Annotated in this window: 18 protein-coding genes and 1 pseudogene; 8 read left to right on the top strand and 11 right to left on the bottom strand. The window is 60.6% G+C overall.

The genetic code is table 11. The features are described 5' to 3' along the window. Window positions 1–260 precede the first annotated feature (260 nt). The 3 genes and pseudogenes from AC3IT6_RS19760 to AC3IT6_RS19750 all read left to right on the top strand — a co-directional run. Window positions 261–362 (top strand): annotated as a pseudogene (locus AC3IT6_RS19760) (DUF6124 family protein); the annotation flags it as partial. A 388-nt stretch (window positions 363–750) separates the two neighbouring features. Then, a complete protein-coding gene (locus AC3IT6_RS19755) occupies window positions 751–1,104 on the top strand; it encodes a DUF6124 family protein (protein WP_489352160.1) in 354 nt (117 codons plus the stop codon). 133 nt (window positions 1,105–1,237) lie between these two features. Further along, entirely contained in the window at window positions 1,238–1,459 is a 222-nt protein-coding gene (locus AC3IT6_RS19750) for a hypothetical protein (RefSeq protein WP_489352158.1), read from the top strand. Window positions 1,460–1,527: 68 nt separating this feature from the next. Here the strand turns inward: AC3IT6_RS19750 and AC3IT6_RS19745 are convergent, their stop codons facing one another. The 6 genes from AC3IT6_RS19745 to AC3IT6_RS19720 all read right to left on the bottom strand — a co-directional run bounded on the left by AC3IT6_RS19745 (window position 1,528) and on the right by AC3IT6_RS19720 (window position 7,180). Next, window positions 1,528–2,289 (bottom strand): transporter substrate-binding domain-containing protein, encoded by a 762-nt coding sequence (locus tag AC3IT6_RS19745; protein WP_489356618.1) that lies wholly within the window; start codon window positions 2,287–2,289, stop codon window positions 1,528–1,530. A 103-nt stretch (window positions 2,290–2,392) separates the two neighbouring features. After that, a complete protein-coding gene (copD, locus tag AC3IT6_RS19740; RefSeq protein ID WP_489352156.1) occupies window positions 2,393–3,328 on the bottom strand; it encodes a copper homeostasis membrane protein CopD in 936 nt (311 codons plus the stop codon). A gap of 3 nt (window positions 3,329–3,331) precedes the next feature. Beyond that, on the bottom strand, window positions 3,332–3,715 hold the full coding sequence (gene copC / locus AC3IT6_RS19735; protein ID WP_489352154.1) for a copper homeostasis periplasmic binding protein CopC: 384 nt from the start codon (window positions 3,713–3,715) through the stop codon (window positions 3,332–3,334). Between the two features lie 52 nt (window positions 3,716–3,767). Further along, window positions 3,768–4,655: a copper resistance protein B gene (locus AC3IT6_RS19730; RefSeq protein ID WP_489352152.1), complete on the bottom strand. Its 888-nt coding sequence runs from the start codon at window positions 4,653–4,655 to the stop codon at window positions 3,768–3,770. Window positions 4,656–4,665: 10 nt separating this feature from the next. Continuing rightward, window positions 4,666–6,372: a copper resistance system multicopper oxidase gene (locus AC3IT6_RS19725; RefSeq protein WP_489352150.1), complete on the bottom strand. Its 1,707-nt coding sequence runs from the start codon at window positions 6,370–6,372 to the stop codon at window positions 4,666–4,668. A 79-nt stretch (window positions 6,373–6,451) separates the two neighbouring features. Next, entirely contained in the window at window positions 6,452–7,180 is a 729-nt protein-coding gene (locus AC3IT6_RS19720) for a murein L,D-transpeptidase catalytic domain family protein (protein ID WP_489319099.1), read from the bottom strand. An 85-nt stretch (window positions 7,181–7,265) separates the two neighbouring features. Here AC3IT6_RS19720 and AC3IT6_RS19715 point away from each other — a divergent pair, with 85 nt between their 5' ends. Continuing rightward, window positions 7,266–9,020, top strand: a complete 1,755-nt coding sequence (locus tag AC3IT6_RS19715; protein WP_489352148.1) for a L,D-transpeptidase family protein — start codon at window positions 7,266–7,268, stop codon at window positions 9,018–9,020. A 128-nt stretch (window positions 9,021–9,148) separates the two neighbouring features. On the opposite strand, the gene AC3IT6_RS19710 is transcribed toward AC3IT6_RS19715, so the two are convergent. After that, on the bottom strand, window positions 9,149–9,616 hold the full coding sequence (locus AC3IT6_RS19710) for a hypothetical protein (protein ID WP_489352146.1): 468 nt from the start codon (window positions 9,614–9,616) through the stop codon (window positions 9,149–9,151). Window positions 9,617–9,827: 211 nt separating this feature from the next. Here AC3IT6_RS19710 and AC3IT6_RS19705 point away from each other — a divergent pair, with 211 nt between their 5' ends. Both AC3IT6_RS19705 and AC3IT6_RS19700 read left to right on the top strand, forming a co-directional pair. Then, entirely contained in the window at window positions 9,828–11,399 is a 1,572-nt protein-coding gene (locus AC3IT6_RS19705) for a sensor domain-containing diguanylate cyclase (RefSeq protein ID WP_489352144.1), read from the top strand. A 112-nt stretch (window positions 11,400–11,511) separates the two neighbouring features. Continuing rightward, complete coding sequence (locus AC3IT6_RS19700) at window positions 11,512–12,918, top strand: DUF1254 domain-containing protein (RefSeq protein ID WP_489352142.1); 1,407 nt, start codon at window positions 11,512–11,514, stop codon at window positions 12,916–12,918. A 35-nt stretch (window positions 12,919–12,953) separates the two neighbouring features. Here the strand turns inward: AC3IT6_RS19700 and AC3IT6_RS19695 are convergent, their stop codons facing one another. After that, entirely contained in the window at window positions 12,954–13,280 is a 327-nt protein-coding gene (locus tag AC3IT6_RS19695; protein WP_489352140.1) for a hypothetical protein, read from the bottom strand. Between the two features lie 308 nt (window positions 13,281–13,588). Here AC3IT6_RS19695 and AC3IT6_RS19690 point away from each other — a divergent pair, with 308 nt between their 5' ends. Then, window positions 13,589–14,419 (top strand): arylamine N-acetyltransferase family protein, encoded by an 831-nt coding sequence (locus AC3IT6_RS19690; RefSeq protein ID WP_489352138.1) that lies wholly within the window; start codon window positions 13,589–13,591, stop codon window positions 14,417–14,419. Between the two features lie 55 nt (window positions 14,420–14,474). Here AC3IT6_RS19690 and AC3IT6_RS19685 read toward each other — a convergent pair whose 3' ends face one another. Further along, a complete protein-coding gene (locus AC3IT6_RS19685) occupies window positions 14,475–14,780 on the bottom strand; it encodes a BrnA antitoxin family protein (protein WP_489352135.1) in 306 nt (101 codons plus the stop codon). A 3-nt stretch (window positions 14,781–14,783) separates the two neighbouring features. Beyond that, window positions 14,784–15,065, bottom strand: coding sequence for a BrnT family toxin (locus AC3IT6_RS19680; protein ID WP_150755163.1), 282 nt, complete (start codon window positions 15,063–15,065; stop codon window positions 14,784–14,786). A 254-nt stretch (window positions 15,066–15,319) separates the two neighbouring features. Between AC3IT6_RS19680 and AC3IT6_RS19675 the strand changes: the two genes are divergently transcribed. Then, window positions 15,320–16,837 (top strand): nucleobase:cation symporter-2 family protein, encoded by a 1,518-nt coding sequence (locus AC3IT6_RS19675; RefSeq protein ID WP_458370003.1) that lies wholly within the window; start codon window positions 15,320–15,322, stop codon window positions 16,835–16,837. Window positions 16,838–16,904: 67 nt separating this feature from the next. On the opposite strand, the gene AC3IT6_RS19670 is transcribed toward AC3IT6_RS19675, so the two are convergent. Continuing rightward, complete coding sequence (locus tag AC3IT6_RS19670; protein WP_489352132.1) at window positions 16,905–18,137, bottom strand: dienelactone hydrolase family protein; 1,233 nt, start codon at window positions 18,135–18,137, stop codon at window positions 16,905–16,907. Window positions 18,138–18,155 lie beyond the last annotated feature (18 nt).

The following is an 18,155-nucleotide window of genomic DNA, read 5'->3' as shown; positions in this document are numbered from 1 at the left end:
GGGGTGGTATGCCATATGCCTATCGATTGGTAATCCTCAGGGAACCGGCCACCGAACACAGGAACTACATTACTGCTCATGTAAAGTGGGCCATCAGGCTCTACCAGCAGCCAAGCGTCGGACAACTGTGTACAGGGCACCGAACGAAGCAAGTTGATAGGTCGGTTAAGGGCGCGGATTTTAAGCTAAGGGGGGAGAGGTGTCACGGTGCTGGAAACTTTACCTCTCGTTTTCAATCTGTTCGGGGTGTAGTGGTCTTCAGTCTGGCGTTGTCGATTCAGCAACTGGCTGTGGTGGGGGAGTTGTTAGTGAATCGAACATTGGACAATGTCGATCCGCAAGGCAAGGGGAGTTTGGGCTAATGGGGCTTGGGCATGCCTCAGGACGATTGGGCAGGTGCTGGGTATTGCGTTGATAACATCACGAAAAAGTAGGAGATTTCCCTCAAGTCGCGTCCCCATTGCCCATATTGCCCTCCCTCTGATCACCCGGCTAACCTCCCTCCGTCGCTGCAAATTCAGCGACAAGGGTGTGGAAGCCCTTCACAGGATCTAGGCGCACAGGGCGCCACCTAAATTTAAGCAGGCGCTTTTTTCATGTCTGCTGTTAAATTATGGCGGCTGTGCGCGGGGCACTTTCGGGTGCGCTGGGTTCCTAGATCCCCGGTCTTCCACACCCGTGCACAGCTGCCACCCCATCATGTGGAAGTGATGCTGGCAGTTCCTTTGGTTAATTCTAGGAACGAAAACGATGAAAAAGATAACGCCTGACCCTCCGGAAACCGCAATGGCTTCCGATTCTCTCGATCTTGCTCAACTATCCGCTGACTCTCAGCGGGTTGTCAGTAAACGTCTGCGAAACCCGAATCACGCTGATCCCGTCTGCCATGTGTTCACCATTCTTCCCAACGTCGATACTGAAACGCTCCTGTGTCACGCCTGCGAAACTCTTGCATCGTTGAACGTCTTGACCACTGACCTGGCTTGCAAGCTCGAAGGTTCAACCCGCAGTTTGGCGCTGTCGATTCAGCAACTGGCGGTGGTGGGGGAGTTGTTGGTGAATCGAGCATTGGACAATGTCGATCCGCAAGGTGTTGGGGGGTGAGATATCGCCAGGTGCACACGGTTCCTGAACCAACGCTGTCACCCCAAAAAGTTTCACGTTGTCCGGCACAGACGAAGCATAGGATGACCGCCAAAGGTCACGTCCCCGCGCCTCAACCCACAGGAATAAAAAAATGATCGCAAACCTCGTCAAAGTTTCGCTGATGGCTGGTGCTTTGTTGTTGAGCGCCTGTTCGGGTGTGAGCTCTCATAGCGATTATTCGACCGACTCGGTGCAGCCGGGCGGCTTTGGCCCGGGGCCGACCAACAGCAACCCCGACAAGATGAATTTCCATGGCAGTGCGCTCGGCAATAGCTTCGGCGAATACAGTTCAGGTTTGCTGCACGACGATTGATACGCGATCCGCAATGAAAAAGGGCGCTCCTTTGGGAGCGCCCTTTTTTTGTGAGCAAAAACGATCCGTTACTTGGCGTCAGGCACCGCCAGCCATTGGCGCAGGATCTTCTGGTAGTTGCCCGTCGCCTTGGCCAGGTGCAGCCACTGATCGACGTACAGCTTCCAGGTGATGTCGTCGCGGGGCAGCAAGTAGGCTTTTTCGCCGTATTGCAGGTAGTGCGTGGGGTTGACCGCGCATAGGCCCGGCTTGAGCTTCTGCTGATACAGCGCCTCCGAGGCGTCGGTGATCATTACGTCGGCTTTTTTATCCAGCAGTTCCTGAAAGATGCTTACGTTGTCGTGCAGTTGCAGTTGCGCCTTGGGCAGGTGGGCGTGGACAAACGCCTCGTTGGTGCCGCCGGCGGGTTCGACCAGGCGAACCGAGGGTTGGTTGATCTGTTCGACGGTCTGGTACAGCGCCTGGTCTTCGCAACGCACCAACGGGATTTTGCCGTCGACGTCCAGGATGCTGCTGAAGAAGGCTTTTTTCTGCCGTTCCAGGGTGACCGAGATGCCGCCCATGGCGATGTCGCACTTGCCGGCGAGCATGTCGGGCATCAGGGTTTTCCAGGTGGTGGGCACCCACTCGACCTTGACGCCAAGGCTGTCGGCCAGGGCGCGGGCCATGGCGATGTCGATGCCGGAATGCTCGCCGTCCTCGGTTTTGAGGGTGTAGGGCTTGTAGTCGCCGGTGGTGCAAACGCGCAGTTGTCCCTGTTGCATGACGCTGTCCAGGTGCGACGGTTCTGCCTGGGCGCCAAGGGAGAGTGCGAGCAAGCCGCCGAGCATCATTGCTCTTTTGATTTTCGTCATTGTTATCGGGCTTTTGTGCTGGAGTGGTTTTGAAGGGGAGTGTAGTGAAACTTTCACCGGTGTGAAAAATCAACGCAGCCTAAAGATTGCTCATTTCCACTTCCGGGCTCAACGTCCCCAACCACGCCACCAACCCCACAATCAATACCGCCGCGACCATTTCCACTACCACACTGCGCCGAAGTGCGTGGGCTGCCGCGCGATACTGGCCCTTTCGCAACGACTGCTCCAGCAAGGGACCAAGATGAAAGCGGTTCAACGCCGCCAACACCAGCATCCCGGCAAACAGCAGCACCTTGATCGCCAGCAGAATTCCGTAGTGGCTGAGTAAAACCTCATCGAGTTTCGGCCCGACGATGAACAGGTAGTTCACCACGCCCGTCACGGTGATGATCACAACGATCAGCGCACCGACAGGTTCGAATCGCTTGACCGCACGAGCCAGCAACCGTATGTGGGCTTCGGTTTGCAGGGTCCGGGTTTGCGCCATCAAGGCAAACGCCAGCAGCGCGCCGAGCCAGGCGCCCGCCGCCAACAGGTGCAGGATGTCCGCAGTAAAGTGCCAGAAACGGCGACTGCCTTCGTCCATGGCGCCATGCCCGCTCCAGGCCAGGCTGGCGAGAGCGATGCCGCCGGCCGTGGCGGCGATCACCAGGCTGATGCCGGGTGCGCGTGGGTTGAGCATCAACGCCAAACACGCGACCGCTAACGCAATCATCCGTACAGCACAGGCCAACCCGACGTCTGTCTCGAACAGCATCATCTCGAGGTGAGGGCGCAACTCGGTAACGTCTGATTCGCCGCTCATGGCGCGGACCATCAGCACCATGCCGGCGATGGACAGCAGCGCGCCGAGCCCGGCTGTTGCCGTCAACAATCGGCGAAAGGGCAACACGGTGCCGGATAGCCGTTCCTGTCCCTTGAAGCTGTAGAGCCCGAACAGCGCCACGCCAAACAACAGCATCAAATCCACATACAACACAAACCGCAGCACGACGTTGGCCGAGTCGCTCATCGATCATTTCACTTTGAAGGTGACGTTGCCGGTGATCGGGTGGGTGTCCGACGACACCGCGCGCCATTCGACCTTGTAAGTGCCGGCAGTCAAGGGGGTTGTCGGGGTGATGAACATGGTTTTCGGATCGCTGCCGCCGCTGACCTTGGCCTTGACCGGCATCGGTGCGTGGGCCATGCCGGCCATTTCGGTCATCAGCAGTTTGGCGCCGGAAAACTGGGTGACGAGGTTTTCGGAAAAGTGCAGTTCGATCTTGTCGGGTGATGCACCTTCTGCGCCTTCCGCCGGGGTGGAAGAGAGTAGTTTGGGGTGCGCTTGAGCGAGGGTGCTGACAAGCAGGCCGCTGAGCAACGCGATTGCGATAGCGGTGGGTTTGAAGATGCGCATGCAAGGTCCTTTACCGCTTGAAGCGGTTGTTGTTGGTTTGAGGTGAGTCTGTTCAGAACCACAGCCGAACACCGAGCACGAGGCGGGTTTCGCTGCGGTCCTCGCCTTCGTCGTTGGCGTAGTCGGCGGTGTTGCCGTAGGTGCGGTTCCAGGTCACGCCGAGGTAGGGCGCGAATTCCCGGCGGATTTCGTAGCGCAGGCGCAAACCCGCCTCGGTGTTGGACAGCCCGGCGCCGATGCCCCGTTGCGGGTCGTTTTTGCCGTAGGCATTGACCTCGACGGTCGGCTGCAGGATCAGCCGATTGGTCAGCAGGATGTCGTAGTCGCCCTCCAGCCGCACGGCGCTCTGGCCGCCTTCGCCGATGAAGGCCGTGGCTTCGGCCTCGAAGTTGTACAGCGCCATGCCCTGCACGCCGAACGCGGCCCAGGTTTGCGGGGCGCCGGGTTTGAAGTCCTGGCGCACGCCGCTGACGACGTCCCACCACGGGGAAATGGCGTGGCCCCACAGGGCCTGGATTTCCGCGTCCTCGGTCACGCCGTTGCTGCGTTCGCCTTCGGAGCGCAGCCACAGGCGATCAATGTCACCACCGACCCAACCGGACAAATCCCAGGCCAGGGTGCTGCCGTCATCGGCGTCCTGCCACTCGAGTTTGTCGGCGAGGAAAAATGAATTGAGCGTGCTGTCGTGTACGTGGTGACCGGCGGGATCGGCATACACCGCCGCGCGATCGGCATCGGTCAGCACCGGGATCGGCGTGCGGCTTTCGCTGGGGGCGGCGGGCTGCATCTGGCCGTCTTCCATGCCTTGCATCTGGGTGTGGTCCATGCCTTGCATCTGGCCGTGGTCCATCTGGCTGTGATCCATGCCTTGCATGTCATCGCTGGCGGCCATCGCCGTCGAGGTCGCGAGGGCCAAAAAAAACGGGGTGAATCGAATCATGGGGTGCGCCTCATTCTTCCACGCGAACTTCACGGAACATGCCCATTTCCATGTGGTACAGGAGATGGCAGTGATAGGCCCAGCGGCCGAGCGCGTCGGCTGTGACCCGATAGCTGCGCCGGGAGCCGGGTGGCATGTCGATGGTGTGTTTGCGCACCATGAACTGGCCGTTCTCGTCTTCGAGGTCGCTCCACATTCCGTGCAGGTGGATGGGGTGCATCATCATCGTGTCGTTGACCAGCACGATCCGCAGCCGCTCGCCGTACTTGAGGCGCAGCGGCTCTGCATCGGAGAACTTCACGCCGTTGAACGACCAGGCGAATTTTTCCATGTGCCCGGTCAGGTGCAGCTCAATGGTGCGGCCAGGCTCGCGGCCGTCCGGGTCTTCGAAGGTGCTGCGCAGGTCGGAATAGGTGAGCACGCGGCGACCGTTGTTGCGCAGGCCCATGCCGGGGTCGTCGAGTTTCGGTGAGGTGGACATGGCTTGCATGTCCACCAGCGGGTTGTCGGTTTCCGAGGCCGGGTGGGACTGCATGCCGGGCATGTCACCCATGGCCATGTTGCTGTGATCCATGCCCGCCATGCTGCCGTGGTCCATGCCGCCCATGCCCATGTCATCCATGGTCACCAGGGGGCGCGGGTCCAGTGGCGGCAGTGGCGCAACCTGTCCCGCCTTCACCGCCAGGGTGCCGCGTGCGTATCCGGTGCGATCCATCGCCTGGGCGAACAGAGTGTAGGCCGCTTCGGTGGGCTCGACGATAACGTCGAAGGTTTCCGCCACGGCGATGCGAAACTCGTCGACGCTCACCGGTTTGACGTGCAGTCCATCGGCGGCGACCACGGTCATTTTCAGGCCGGGGATGCGCACGTCGAAGTAGGTCATGGCCGAGCCGTTGATGAAACGCAGCCGCAGCTTTTCCCCTGGGCGGAACACCCCGGTCCAGTTCGAATTCGGCGCCTGGCCGTTCAACAGGTAGGTGTAGGTGGCGCCGCCGACGTCCGCCAGGTCGGTGGGGTTCATCTTCATCTCGGCCCACATCTTGCGGTCGGCGACGGTCGGCCCCCAGCCTTTTTCGCTGACGTCGTGGATGAAGTCGCCCACGGTGCGCTTGTTGAAGTTGTAGTAATCGGACTGTTTTTTCAGGGTCTTCATCAGGCCGACCGGGTCTTCGTCGGTCCAGTCGCTGAGCATCACCACGTAGTCGCGGTCGTACTGGAACGGCTCCGGGTCTTTGGCGTCGATCACCAGCGGGCCGTAGACGCCGGATTGCTCCTGAAACCCCGAATGGCTGTGATACCAGTAGGTGCCGTTCTGCCGCACGGTGAACTGGTAGACGTACATGCCGCCCGGCTCGATGCCCTTGAAGCTCAGCCCCGGCACGCCGTCCATGTTGGCCGGCAGCAAGATGCCGTGCCAGTGAATGGACGTGCTGTCCTTGAGTTTGTTGCGCACCCGCAGTGTCACCGTATCGCCTTCACGCCAGCGCAGCAGCGGGCCGGGGATGCCGCCGTTGATGCTCATCGCGGTGCGTGGGCTGCCGCTGAAGTTGACCGGGGATTCGCCGATGTACAGCTCGAAATCATTACCGGCCAACACCTGCGGTTCGCCGGGACTGCTGATCGCCCAGACCGGCGTGCGCCATAACCCGAGGCCGCCGAAGAGCCCGCCGATGGCCAGGCTTTTGACGAAGGTGCGTCTTGAAGTGTGGGAGTGCATGCCGTGTGTTCCGCCCGTCAGCCTGTTGAACTTGTCGACGAGTCTAGCGGGCGGTGCTTTCAGCAGGCTGAGGCGAAGATTACAGTTTTGACAGGTTGGGCGTCGTTTTCTGGCTTGAAGTGGACTTTTCCCTTGAAGCCACGGTGTCGCCGCCGCAGTTGATGTAGGAGGAGGACTTCAGCCAGCGTTGGTCCGGGTAGTAGGAAAACAACAACTGCCCGTCCTTCATCGAGTCAATCAGCCGATGGGCAATCGCGGGCCTGACGGCCGGGCAACCCAGGCTGCGGCCGATGCGGCCATTGGCGCGGGCCAGCACCGGGCTGACATAGGGCGCGCCGTGAATGACGATGGCTCGGTCAAAGGCGTTATCGTTGAAGCCGGGCTCCAGGCCTTCCATGCGCAACGAGTAACCGTTCTGGCCGCGGTAGCTTTGCTGGGTGCGGAACAGGCCGAGGCTGGTGGCGTGGCTTTCGTTGCGGTTGGAGAACAGCGTGGCCATGTTTTCACCGCTGTTGCGGCCATGGGCGACCAGTTCGTGAAACAGCAACTTGCGTCGCTTAAGATCAAAGACCCACAGGCGTTGTTCGGTCGAGGGCAGGGAGTAATCGATCACCGCCAGTCTTTGGGCGGGGGCGACACCTTGGGCGCGGCTGCATTGGGTGGCGCGAACGGCCAGGGCAATCACTTTGGCGTCGGCGCCGGGTGCTGCTTTGACCAGCGCGTTTTCAAGCGAATCGGCGTAGGCTGACGTTACTGAAAGGCACGTCAGTAAAATGGCAAATAAAAGGCCAAAGCGGTTTAGCGCCATAGTCGGGTCTCATCATGATAATTTCGAGTCTAGCTAGCAGCTAGCGGAAAGCCAGTCGTTTGAAACGGGGGATTAAGGATTATCCATGGTGCAGTTAACAAGGTCATTCGTCATAAGCCGCATGTTTTTTATGGGCTTTCTGATCAGCGGTGCGGCGTTTGGGCAAACTTCGCCGATTGAGCCGGTATCTGTGGCGAGCAGCACAATCGATGCCGCAGTGCCCGGCGATGCGGTCGGCCATGCGATTCAGGCGACGCTGGAACCGCTGCGGTCGGCCTTTCCGCCGTTGCTCACCTCCAGGCGCCATCAGCGTGTGGATGTCGGCCGGGTGGTGCTGGATTTCTATATGCATCGCAACTATCGCGCCGCGTGGACGGATGATCGTGATGTGGCCCAGTTGCTCAAGAGCCTTGAAGACACCCGGATCGACGGCCTGAATCCGGCGGATTTCCGCATCACCGAACTGGCGCAAGCCCATGAATCGCTGCTGGCCGCCGTGCCTTCCACGGCGCAACGGGCGATGTTCGACATGGCGGCGACCCGCACGTTCATCACCGCGCTGCTGCAACTGCGACAGGGTAAAGTCGATCCGTCGCGGCTGGACATTCACTGGAATTTCGATCCTGCCGGCGGCGATGCCCACGAGGACATGAACAATCTGTTTGCCGCCCTCGATGCCCACGACGTGGCGCGTGCATTCGCCGATGCACCGCCTCAGGAAGAGATTTACCGCAATTTGCGTGAAGGCCTGGCCCGGTTGCGCCAGGTGCACGCTGCGGGCGGCTGGCCGAAAGTGACCGAAGGGCAATCGCTCAAGCCCGGCATGGACGGGGTGGCGGTCGCACAATTGCGTGCGCGCCTGGTGGCGGGCGGTTACCTGGATGCACACCTGTCGAAAAAAGCCGGTTACGACGACAAGGTCATTGCCGCGGTGAAGAAGTATCAGACCGAGCAATACCTGGGGGTCGATGGCGTGGCGGGGGCGGCGACGCTGGCGGCGCTGAACGTGCCGGTCGAGGCGCGGATCGATCAGGTGCGGGTCAACATGGAGCGCGCCCGCTGGCTGTTGTACAAGCTTCAGGGCACGTTCGTGATCGTCGATATCGCCGGCTACAAGGTGGCGATGTACCGCGACGGTCTGCCGATCTGGCGTTCGCGGGTGCAAGTCGGTAAACCGGTGCGCAGTACGCCGGTGTTCCAGGCCGAAATCACCTACATCACGTTCAACCCGACCTGGACCGTGCCGCCGACCATCCTCAAGCAGGACGTGATTCCAAAAGTCCAGAACGATCCGGGCTATCTGGCGGCCAACCGGATTCGCGTGCTTGATCGCGAAGGCAATGTGCTCGACCCGTCGGACGTTGACTGGAGCAACCCGCGGGGCATCCATCTGCGTCAGGATGCCGGGCCTGACAGTTCGCTGGGGCAGGTGGTGATCCGTTTTCCCAATGACTATGCGATTTACCTGCATGACACCCCGCACCGCGAGCTGTTTGCCAAAACGGTCCGGGCCACCAGTTCAGGCTGCATCCGCGTGGAAAACCCCTTGCAACTGGTCGAGCTGTTGTTCAACGACCCGGTGCGCTGGAACAGCGCCGGCATCCAGAAGCAGTTGGCCAATGGCAGGACCGAGAACGTCCTGCTGCCGGTGAAAGTGCCGGTGTTGTTGGCTTACTGGACCGTGGACCTGAGCAATGACGGGCGGGTGACGTTCAAGCCCGACATTTATGATTACGATGCCAGGGTACTGCAGGGCTTGAGTCAGCCTACGAAGTTGCCGGCCCTGGACTTGCGTCTCGCAGAGATACCATTGGTGGTGACGGGGCAGAGCAAGCAGTAACGAATAACACCGGGCATTGTGGGAGCGGGCTTGCTCGCGAAAGCGGTGTGTCAGCGCACCCTGAGGCGATTGACACGACGCCTTCGCGAGCAAGCCCGCTCCCACAGGATTTGCGGTGGGTACCCTTTTTAAAGCGCCAGCCCTTGTTGCACCACTGCCAGCAGATCGCTTTCCGTCAGCGCCACCGCGTCCAGCTGCGCGGTGGCCTGCTCGATCGTTTGTAGCCACCAGTGTGTTTCACCGTGCTCGTCCACGGTGCGCAACAGGGCGAGTTCGTTGCCTGTTGTGTGGACCTCGACCCGCCCCTCGCCATCGGCGGTGAAGCGTGCAACCGGGTCAAAGGTAATGCTGTGCTCGTTGCCGCTAATCACCAACTGGTCGATGGCGTAGTCGTAAGCGTCGCCATCGGGGTGACTCTCGAACACGTGGGTGGGGTTGCGCCGCAGGACCAGACCCGCTTCGGTCAAGGGCAGCAGCCAGGCCTCTATCCGTTGATACAGTTCGTAGACCTGGCCCGGCCAGCCATCGATCGCCTGATCCGCGCTGGTCAGCCGTGTCTGTTTCAATTTTGCGGCGAGTTCGTCTGCTTTGCTCATGTCGATTCCCTGTGTTGAGGTCTGTCTAATCGTAGCTCGTTGACGCACAGGCAGCGCTTGCCCTGGGTCATGTTTGCAGCGCAGGCCGGGCAGGAGTGATACCGCTGGGCAAGTGGCCACCCATTTGTCCTGGATAACCCCGTAAACTACGCCCCCCGAAGACTGAGGCGTTGGGTTGTTGCCCATGCCTTGCCCCTGACAGGATGACTTTTTGCCCACTCGCTTTAACGACCCGGACCACGCCCCTGGCGTCGCATTGAAACGCATACCGCTGCGCAAGGCCGCGGTATTGTTCATTGCCACGGTGTGTCTGTGCCTGTGCGGTTTGCTCTACCTGCAACTGGAACAGTCCCGTCGCCATGACCTGAGCGTGGCGCAAGTGGCGTCTTCGAACCTGACGCGGGCCATGGCGCAGCAAGCCGAAGACACCTTCATGAAGGCCGACCTGGTGCTGACCAGTCTGGTGGACTGGATTCAGGAAGACGGTTTCGGCCCGGACCAACGGCCACGCTTGCAGCAGACTTTCGCCCGGCGGGTGCTGGCGCTGGGTCAGTTGCACGGCATCCTGCTGTTCGACCAGAAGGGCCAGTGGGTAGTGACCTCGTTTGAAAACCTGCCCCGGGGGGCCGGGGTCGCGGATCGCGAGTACTTCAAGTACCACCAGCAGAACGTATCGTCGGTGGCGCATATCGGCCCGGCCATCCGCAGTCGGGAAAACGGTGAGTGGATCATTCCGATTTCCAAGCGGGTCAACGACAGGAACGGGCATTTCCAGGGCGTGTTGCTGGCCGGCATCAAGATGTCGTACTTCGACCAGTTCTTCAAAAGTTTCAGCCTCGACGACAACGGCTCGATGTTTCTCGGCTTGACCGATGGCACGCTGCTGGCGCGTCGACCTTTTGTAGAGGCGCAGATCGGCGTGTCGCTGGCCCAGGGCGAGATTTTCCAGAAGTTCCTGCCACTGGCCACCTCCGGCAATGCGCTGTTCACGTCCACCATCGATGGTGTGACTCGCATGTACGGCTACCGACAGCTAGAGGCGTATCCGCTGGTGGTCGCCGCTGCGTCGTCCACTGATGCCATTCTTGCAGGCTGGTACGACACGGCGTTTCGCTCCAGTCTCATCGTTGCCCTGGTGTTGCTGGGCGTGGGGTTGTTCGGGTGGGTGTTCCTGCATCAGGTGCGTGTTGGCGAGCGGGTCGAGTCGGATTTGCGCAGGGCCCAGCAAGCGCTGGAGCTGATCGCCACCCACGACAGCCTGACCGGGCTGGCCAACCGCCGACTGTTCGAGCGGGCGCTGGGCATCGAGTTCGGGCGCGGCGCCAGGCAGGCCAGCCCTTTGAGCCTGATCATGCTCGATATCGATTACTTCAAGCGCTACAACGACACCTACGGCCACGTGGTGGGGGATCACTGCCTGGCCGAAGTGGCACGCGCGTTGAAGAGTTGTTGCCACCGCAAGGCCGATCTGGCGGTGCGTTACGGCGGTGAGGAGTTTGCGGTGCTGCTGCCGGACACCGACATCCACGGCGCCATGACGATTGCCGAGCAGATCCGCCGTAGCGTCATCGACAAGCACATCAATCACACCGGCTCGCCCAACGGTTACGTGACGGTCAGTCTGGGTTGCTATTCGTTTGTGCCGTCGGGGCGTGACAGCATGGACGTGTTCGTCGAGCGGGCGGATGCGGCGTTGTATCAGGCCAAGCATTCGGGGCGAAACCGCGTGGCAACGTTGTCGATGGCCGGCGGCGTCGAGGCGTTGATGCGTTCCGACCGTTGAAGTGCTTTTGCTGCCGGTGGTCCGTCTCCCGGGCCTGGCTGAATTGATCGTCTAGAGTTCCGTTAGCGCTGCCGAACCCGACAGGCTCCCCCTCGCACGGACGATCGCCAACATGTTGCTACCTCCAACATTGACAGCCGTTGCTCTGACCGTCGCAGCCGCTGCCATTTTCCCGCTGGCCAGCCACGCGCAATCGAAAATCACCGCCGAAGAAGCTCACGCGATCGGCGTGGATGCCTACATCTATTTTTACCCGCTGCTGAGCATGGACATTACCCGCAAGCAATTCACCAATATCGAGCCGGGCAAGGAGTTCGGCAAAGGCCCGATGAACATGTTTGTGAGTGTGCCGCAGTACCCGCCTGCCGATTTCAAAGGGGTGGTGCGTTCCAATTTCGACACCTTGTATTCGATTGCCTGGCTGGACTTGAACAAGGAACCGCTGGTGATCGCCGCGCCCGATACCGACGGGCGTTTCTACCTGTTACCGATGCTGGATATGTGGACTGACGTGTTCGCTTCGCCGGGCTGGCGCACCACAGGCACCGAGGCCGGGCAATTTCTGGTGACGCCGCCAGGGTGGACCGGCACGGTGCCCGCCGGGATGAGTCACCTGCCGGCGCCAACGCCCTTTGTCTGGGTCATCGGCCGCACCAAGACCGACGGCGCGGCGGATTACGCGGCGGTGCACAAGATCCAGGCCGGCTACACGGTGACGCCGTTGTCCCGGTTGGGTAAGGAACCTGAAGTCGTCACTGTGAAAGTCGACCCGGCGGTGGACATGAAAACGCCGCCGAAGATTCAGGTCGATTCCATGTCAGCCGCCAATTACTTCACTTACGCTGCCGAACTGCTGAAGGTGAACCCGCCGCACAGCACCGACCAGCCGATGCTGGCGCAGATCAAACGGATCGGCATCGAAGCTGGCAAGCCGTTCAACATGGACGCTCTGGACCCGCAAATCCAGGCGGCGTTGCAAAGGGTGCCCCAGGATGCGCAGGCCTTGATGACCTGGAAAGTGCCGACCCTGGCGCGGGAGGTCAATGGCTGGTCGATGAACACCGACACCATGGGCGTCTACGGCAACTACTACCTCAAGCGCGCCATCGTTACGCAGATGGGGCTCGGCGCCAACCTGCCCGAGGACGCGATCTATCCGCTGAACATCGGCGACAGCAACGGCAAGCCGCTCGAGGGTGCAAACAAGTACGTGCTGCATTTCAACAAGGGCGAGGCGCCGCCGGTGAACGCCTTCTGGTCGATCACCCTGTATGACCCGGAAGGGTTCCAGGTCGCCAACTCACTCAATCGTTTTGCGGTCAGTAGCTGGATGCCGTTCAAGGACAACGCCGACGGCTCGCTGGACCTCTATTTCCAGAATGAAAGCCCCGGCAAGGACCTGGAGACCAACTGGCTGCCGGCACCCAAGGGGCCGTTCAACCTGACCATGCGTTTGTACGGCCCGAAAGCCGAGGTACTGAATGGCAAATGGAACCCGCCGGCGGTCAAGCCGATGTAAGCCTCAGGCGACAAAAAGCGGCCAATGACTGCAGGTCATTGGCGGCTTTTACCTGTCCAGCTACCCGTTCCGCCGCCAGCACCGCCGGTTCCGCCACCGGGCGCACCGGTGCCACCGCCCGCGCCACTGCCCGGACCATTGACGCCAGTACTGCCGCTTGACGTGCTGGGGCCGCGACTGCTGCGGTTGTTGCCCGAGGGGTCACTGGGTCGGTTGTTGTCTGGCAGCAAGGTTGAGTTGCGGGTTGCGCCGGGTGCCGTACCGGGCGCGCCAGGGCTATCGCCGGACGCTGCAAAGGTGGCCAGGGATGTTGCCGACAACCATCCGGCCAAGAGCAGCGAAGTCATTCTGATGTTCATCATGGTCGTCTCCTGGGATGAGTCGTTACCTGATGTTGGTGTGAAGGGGCACGCGGTGGGTGCCGACCGGATGACGAGTGGCGCGGACTTGAGCGTAACCGGCACTGGGCCGCAGTGGGGGGAGGCACCTCATCCTTAGGAGTGCCCGTTCAGGAAGAAGTTGCGGATCGCTTCGTTCACCGTCAATAGCCTGCGCGCATTATCCGCACAAGGCGATTGGCTAAATCAATTGTCGGCGACAGTGCTTGATCCCGTATACATAGCGGCCACTGGCGGAGCAATCCGCCGCTTGCGTGCAAAAGGATTGAACGATGAGCGAGCCACGCCTGACCGACCGTGCTTTGTATCTGCGACGCCTGGGTTTCGATGCACCTCCTGCACCGACCCTGGAAACCTTGCGCCAACTGCAATTGCGCCATACCGGCGTTTTCCCGTTTGAAAACCTCACCACGTTATCCGGCGAGCCGGTGCTGATCGACTTGCCGTCCATCGAGCAGAAGGTCTTGCACGATGGTCGTGGCGGTTACTGCTACGAACTCAACAACCTGTTCCTGGCCTTGCTTCAGGATTTGGGTTTCGACGCCCGTGCCATCAGCGGCCGGGTGGTGATGGGCCAGCCGGAGGGCGCCTGGACTGCCCGGACCCATCGCCTGAGCCTGGTCATCATCGATGACGTGCGCTACATCACCGACGTCGGCTTCGGCGGCATGGTGCCGACCGCGCCCCTGTTGCTTGATACCCGCGCCGAACAACCCACCCCGCACGAGCCTTATCGCATCGACCTGCACGTCGACGGCTTTACCCTGCGCGCCAGCGTTGCGGGCGAATGGCGAGCGATGTACATCTTCGACCTGCAACGCCAGGAAGATATCGATTTTGCGGTGGGCAACTGGTACGTCTCGACCCACCCCGAGTCGTCTTTCGTCAAGCAGTTGATGGTGGCGCGCACCGGGGAGGGCTGGCGGCGTACGCTCAACAATGGCAGCTTCGCGATTCACCGGATTGGCCATGACAGCGAGCGACGGGAGGTGACGGATGTGCAGGAACTGATTGGCCTGCTGGGCAGCGAGTTCGGCATTCGCGTACCGGAACAGGCGCAATTGGCGCGGACGCTGGAGCGATTGATCGCCGCGCCGCAATAGCTGGCTGATCGTAGACATCGCAAAGGGCTGATCCGATAGATCGGCCCTTGGTGTTTCAGGGCCGGACACCCGGCTCCATCACCCGTTGAATTTCGCGCAAGGCCTCTGTCAGTTTCTGCTCCAGGCCCTTGAGTTCGGCTGGGGTGAGGGTTTGTTTCAGGTGTGTGGTCTTGCCTTCGTTGAGCAGGGCTCGGCGCAAGGTATTGTTGATCGCCGTCTGGTAGCCGTACCCCTCGTTTTCTGCCAGGGCCCGGGCGGCTTCGATGACGGCGTCATCGAGCATGATGGTAATGCGGGTCTTGCCTTTGGCGGGCACCACGGCCCCGCGCCTGGCGTTGCTGAAATCGTATTCGTCTTTCATCGGTCATGCCTCCAGATACTGACGGCGCTCGCTTTTGGTGGCGATGCGCGCGGAAATGATTCGAACGAAATCCGGATCGCGGTGGGTGTACGCGACGACCAGCAATCGGCCTTTGGCATCCAGCCCCAGGGTGATCCAGCGTTGTTCATCATGGTGGTTGTCCTCGATGGTCAGCGCTCGTTCGTCATGGAATACCGGTTCAGTCTCTGCGAGGCTGATGCCTTGGTGCTTGAGTTTGTTGGCTGCGTTCTTGGCCTTGTGGAACTGAATTTCGAATGACTTCATTATGCATACTTTATATGTATATAGAAGGGGCGGGCCTTACCGATGGTCGCCAGGAATTCAAAAGACTAGTCAGCGCGCGGGTGTGGGCGGCGAGGGATGTATTTCAAGGTTTTTGGCGGGGCCAGGAGGGTGGGTATCAGGTGGAAATGGACAAGTATCCATTTTGTGACTGATAAGTTGTATACAACTCTATAGACAGTTGTCCTGACTATTGCATACAGTGTGCGCATAACAAAAACCAGGGAACCCCCTCCATGAAAACGCCCCATGTTTCACACCAACGGCCCGAGGACGAAAATCTTGGGATCGGCGCGAATATGGCTTATGGCCTGCAACATGTTCTGACCATGTATGGCGGTATCGTCGCGGTGCCATTGATCATCGGCCAGGCGGCCGGGCTCTCGCCGGCGGACATCGGTTTGTTGATTGCTGCTTCATTGTTTGCGGGGGGGCTGGCAACGTTGCTGCAAACCCTGGGTTTACCGTTTTTTGGTTGTCAATTGCCGCTGGTACAGGGCGTGTCCTTCTCCGGCGTCGCGACCATGGTGGCGATTGTCAGCAGTGGCGGGGAGGGCGGGTTTCAGTCGGTGCTGGGGGCGGTGATAGCAGCGTCCCTGATCGGTTTGCTGATAACCCCGGTGTTCTCGCGCATCACCAGGTTCTTCCCGCCGCTGGTGACCGGCATCGTGATTACCACCATCGGCTTGACGCTGATGCCGGTAGCCGCGCGCTGGGCCATGGGTGGCAACAGTCATGCGCCGGACTTCGGCAGCATGGCGAACATCGGTCTGGCGGCGGTAACGCTGGTGCTGGTGCTGCTGCTGAGCAAAATCGGCAGTGCGACCATCTCTCGCCTGTCGATTCTGCTGGCGATGGTGATCGGCACGATCATCGCGGTGTTCCTCGGCATGGCGGATTTCTCGTCCGTAACCCAGGGCCCGATGTTCGGCTTCCCGACGCCGTTCCACTTCGGCATGCCGACCTTCCACTTCGCTGCGATCCTGTCGATGTGCATCGTGGTGATGGTGACGCTGGTGGAGACCTCGGCGGACATTCTGGCCGTCGGTGAGATCATCGGCACCAAGGTTGACTCCAAACGCCTGGGCAACGGTCTGCGCGCCGACATGCTGTCGAGCATGTTCGCGCCGATCTTCGGATCCTTCACCCAGAGCGCCTTCGCCCAGAACGTCGGTCTGGTGGCGGTCACCGGCATCAAGAGCCGCTACGTGGTAGCCACTGGCGGTCTGTTCCTGGTGATCCTCGGCCTGCTGCCATTCATGGGCCGGGTCATCGCCGCCGTACCGACCTCCGTATTGGGTGGCGCCGGCATCGTGCTGTTCGGTACCGTTGCGGCCAGCGGCATTCGGACCTTGTCCAAGGTCGACTACCGCAACAACGTCAACCTGATCATTGTCGCGACCTCGATTGGCTTCGGCATGATCCCGATCGCGGCACCCAGCTTCTACGATCACTTCCCGAGCTGGTTCGCGACCATTTTCCATTCGGGCATCAGTTCTTCGGCGATCATGGCCATCGTGCTGAACCTGACCTTCAACCACCTCACTGCCGGTAACTCCGACCAGCAGTCGGTGTTTGCGGCCGGTACCGAGCGGGTGCTGCGTTATCAGGATCTGGCGGCGTTGCGTGAAGGGGACTACTTCAGCGACGGAAAGCTTCACGACTGCGATGGCAAGGAAATTCCGGTGGTTGAGGTGGACCACGAGCATGGCGAGCCACGCGCGGTGCATGCGAAAAGCAGTGAGCATGTCTGACGTTTAGACGGATGAAAAAAGGCCGATCTGTTGAATGACAGATCGGCCTTTTGCATTCATGCGGTCTCTATTGCTCGCTTTGCGTCCAGCGCCCCATCAACGTATTGGACGGCAGTTGTTCATCCAACAGCTTTCTCGCCGTTTCCACCCCGGCCACCGGGAGCCCTTCAGGGTTCAACAAGCCAATCTGCACCAGCACACTGGCCTGATCCCAGTAGATATGCTCGTGGTACAGCTTGTCCCCCCGGAACTTGATCACCCCCAGCATCGGAATCTCGACGTACTTCCCGGTCGGTGCCACGTTGGGCAGCATCCAGTCGATTTCGGTGCTGTGGGTGAAGCACATGATGAATTCGTCGACGATCTGCAAGGCGCCGATGGTGCGCGAGATCGGGATGAGCTTCATGTCCGGCGGATTGCCGTGGACAAAATGGTGTTGGTAGAAGCGGCTGAGTTCCCTGGCGCCGACGCCGCCGGTCATGGTGGGAATATGGTTGACGTAGGGCTCGGCGACCATGGTCGCCATGGTGGCAGGTACGTCGCGGGTCTCGAACTCGTGGCGGATGTGGTCTTCCCACAGGGCTGACAGGTTGAAGTGGGGGCCGATCTCGCGCTTGAGGGCGGCGATGCTGCGTTCATGGGCCATCAGCGAGGCTGGTTTGTCGTAGTGTGAACTCCCGGCCCGGGCGAAGGCGTGGTCGACGCCTGGGTACACGTAGACTTCGGCTTTGTCGTTGCCGGCCAGGTGTTGGCTGATTTGGGTGCGGGCACTGGCGTCGCAGTAGCCATCGTTTTCGGCAAAATGCAGGACCAGGCGGCCCTTGAGGTTTTCCGATTCGTGCAGCAGGTGTTCGATGCCCATACCGTAGTAGCCGACGGCGCAAGCCACATCGGTGCGCGTGGCGGTCAGCCAGGCCAGCTTGCCACCCATGCAGAAGCCGACATAACCCAGGCCCGCGCCTTCGACTTCAGGCCGTGCACGCAGGGCGTTGAAACTGGCGTCGATGTCAGTGACGGCCTTGTCCACATCCAGGCGCTGGAACAGGTCGATGGCCAGCGCAAAGTCGGCTTCGGTGTAGCCCAGGTCGATGCCCGGTTGCAGGCGCCAGAACAGGTCAGGCACCAGCGCTACATAGCCTTCCTCGGCATAGAAATCGGCCACGGCGCGCATGTTGGCGTTGATCCCGAAAATCTCTTGGCCGATCACCACCCCGGGGCCCTTGCCGCTGGCCGGCAGGGCCAGGTAACCGCTGAACGTGGCGTTGCTGTCCGTTGCCCGGATCTCAATCATCTTGCCCATGTCATCTACCTCATTCGG

This window comes from Pseudomonas sp. KH_017 (assembly GCF_057840285.1).
This window is presented reverse-complemented; position numbering and strand designations above follow the sequence as displayed.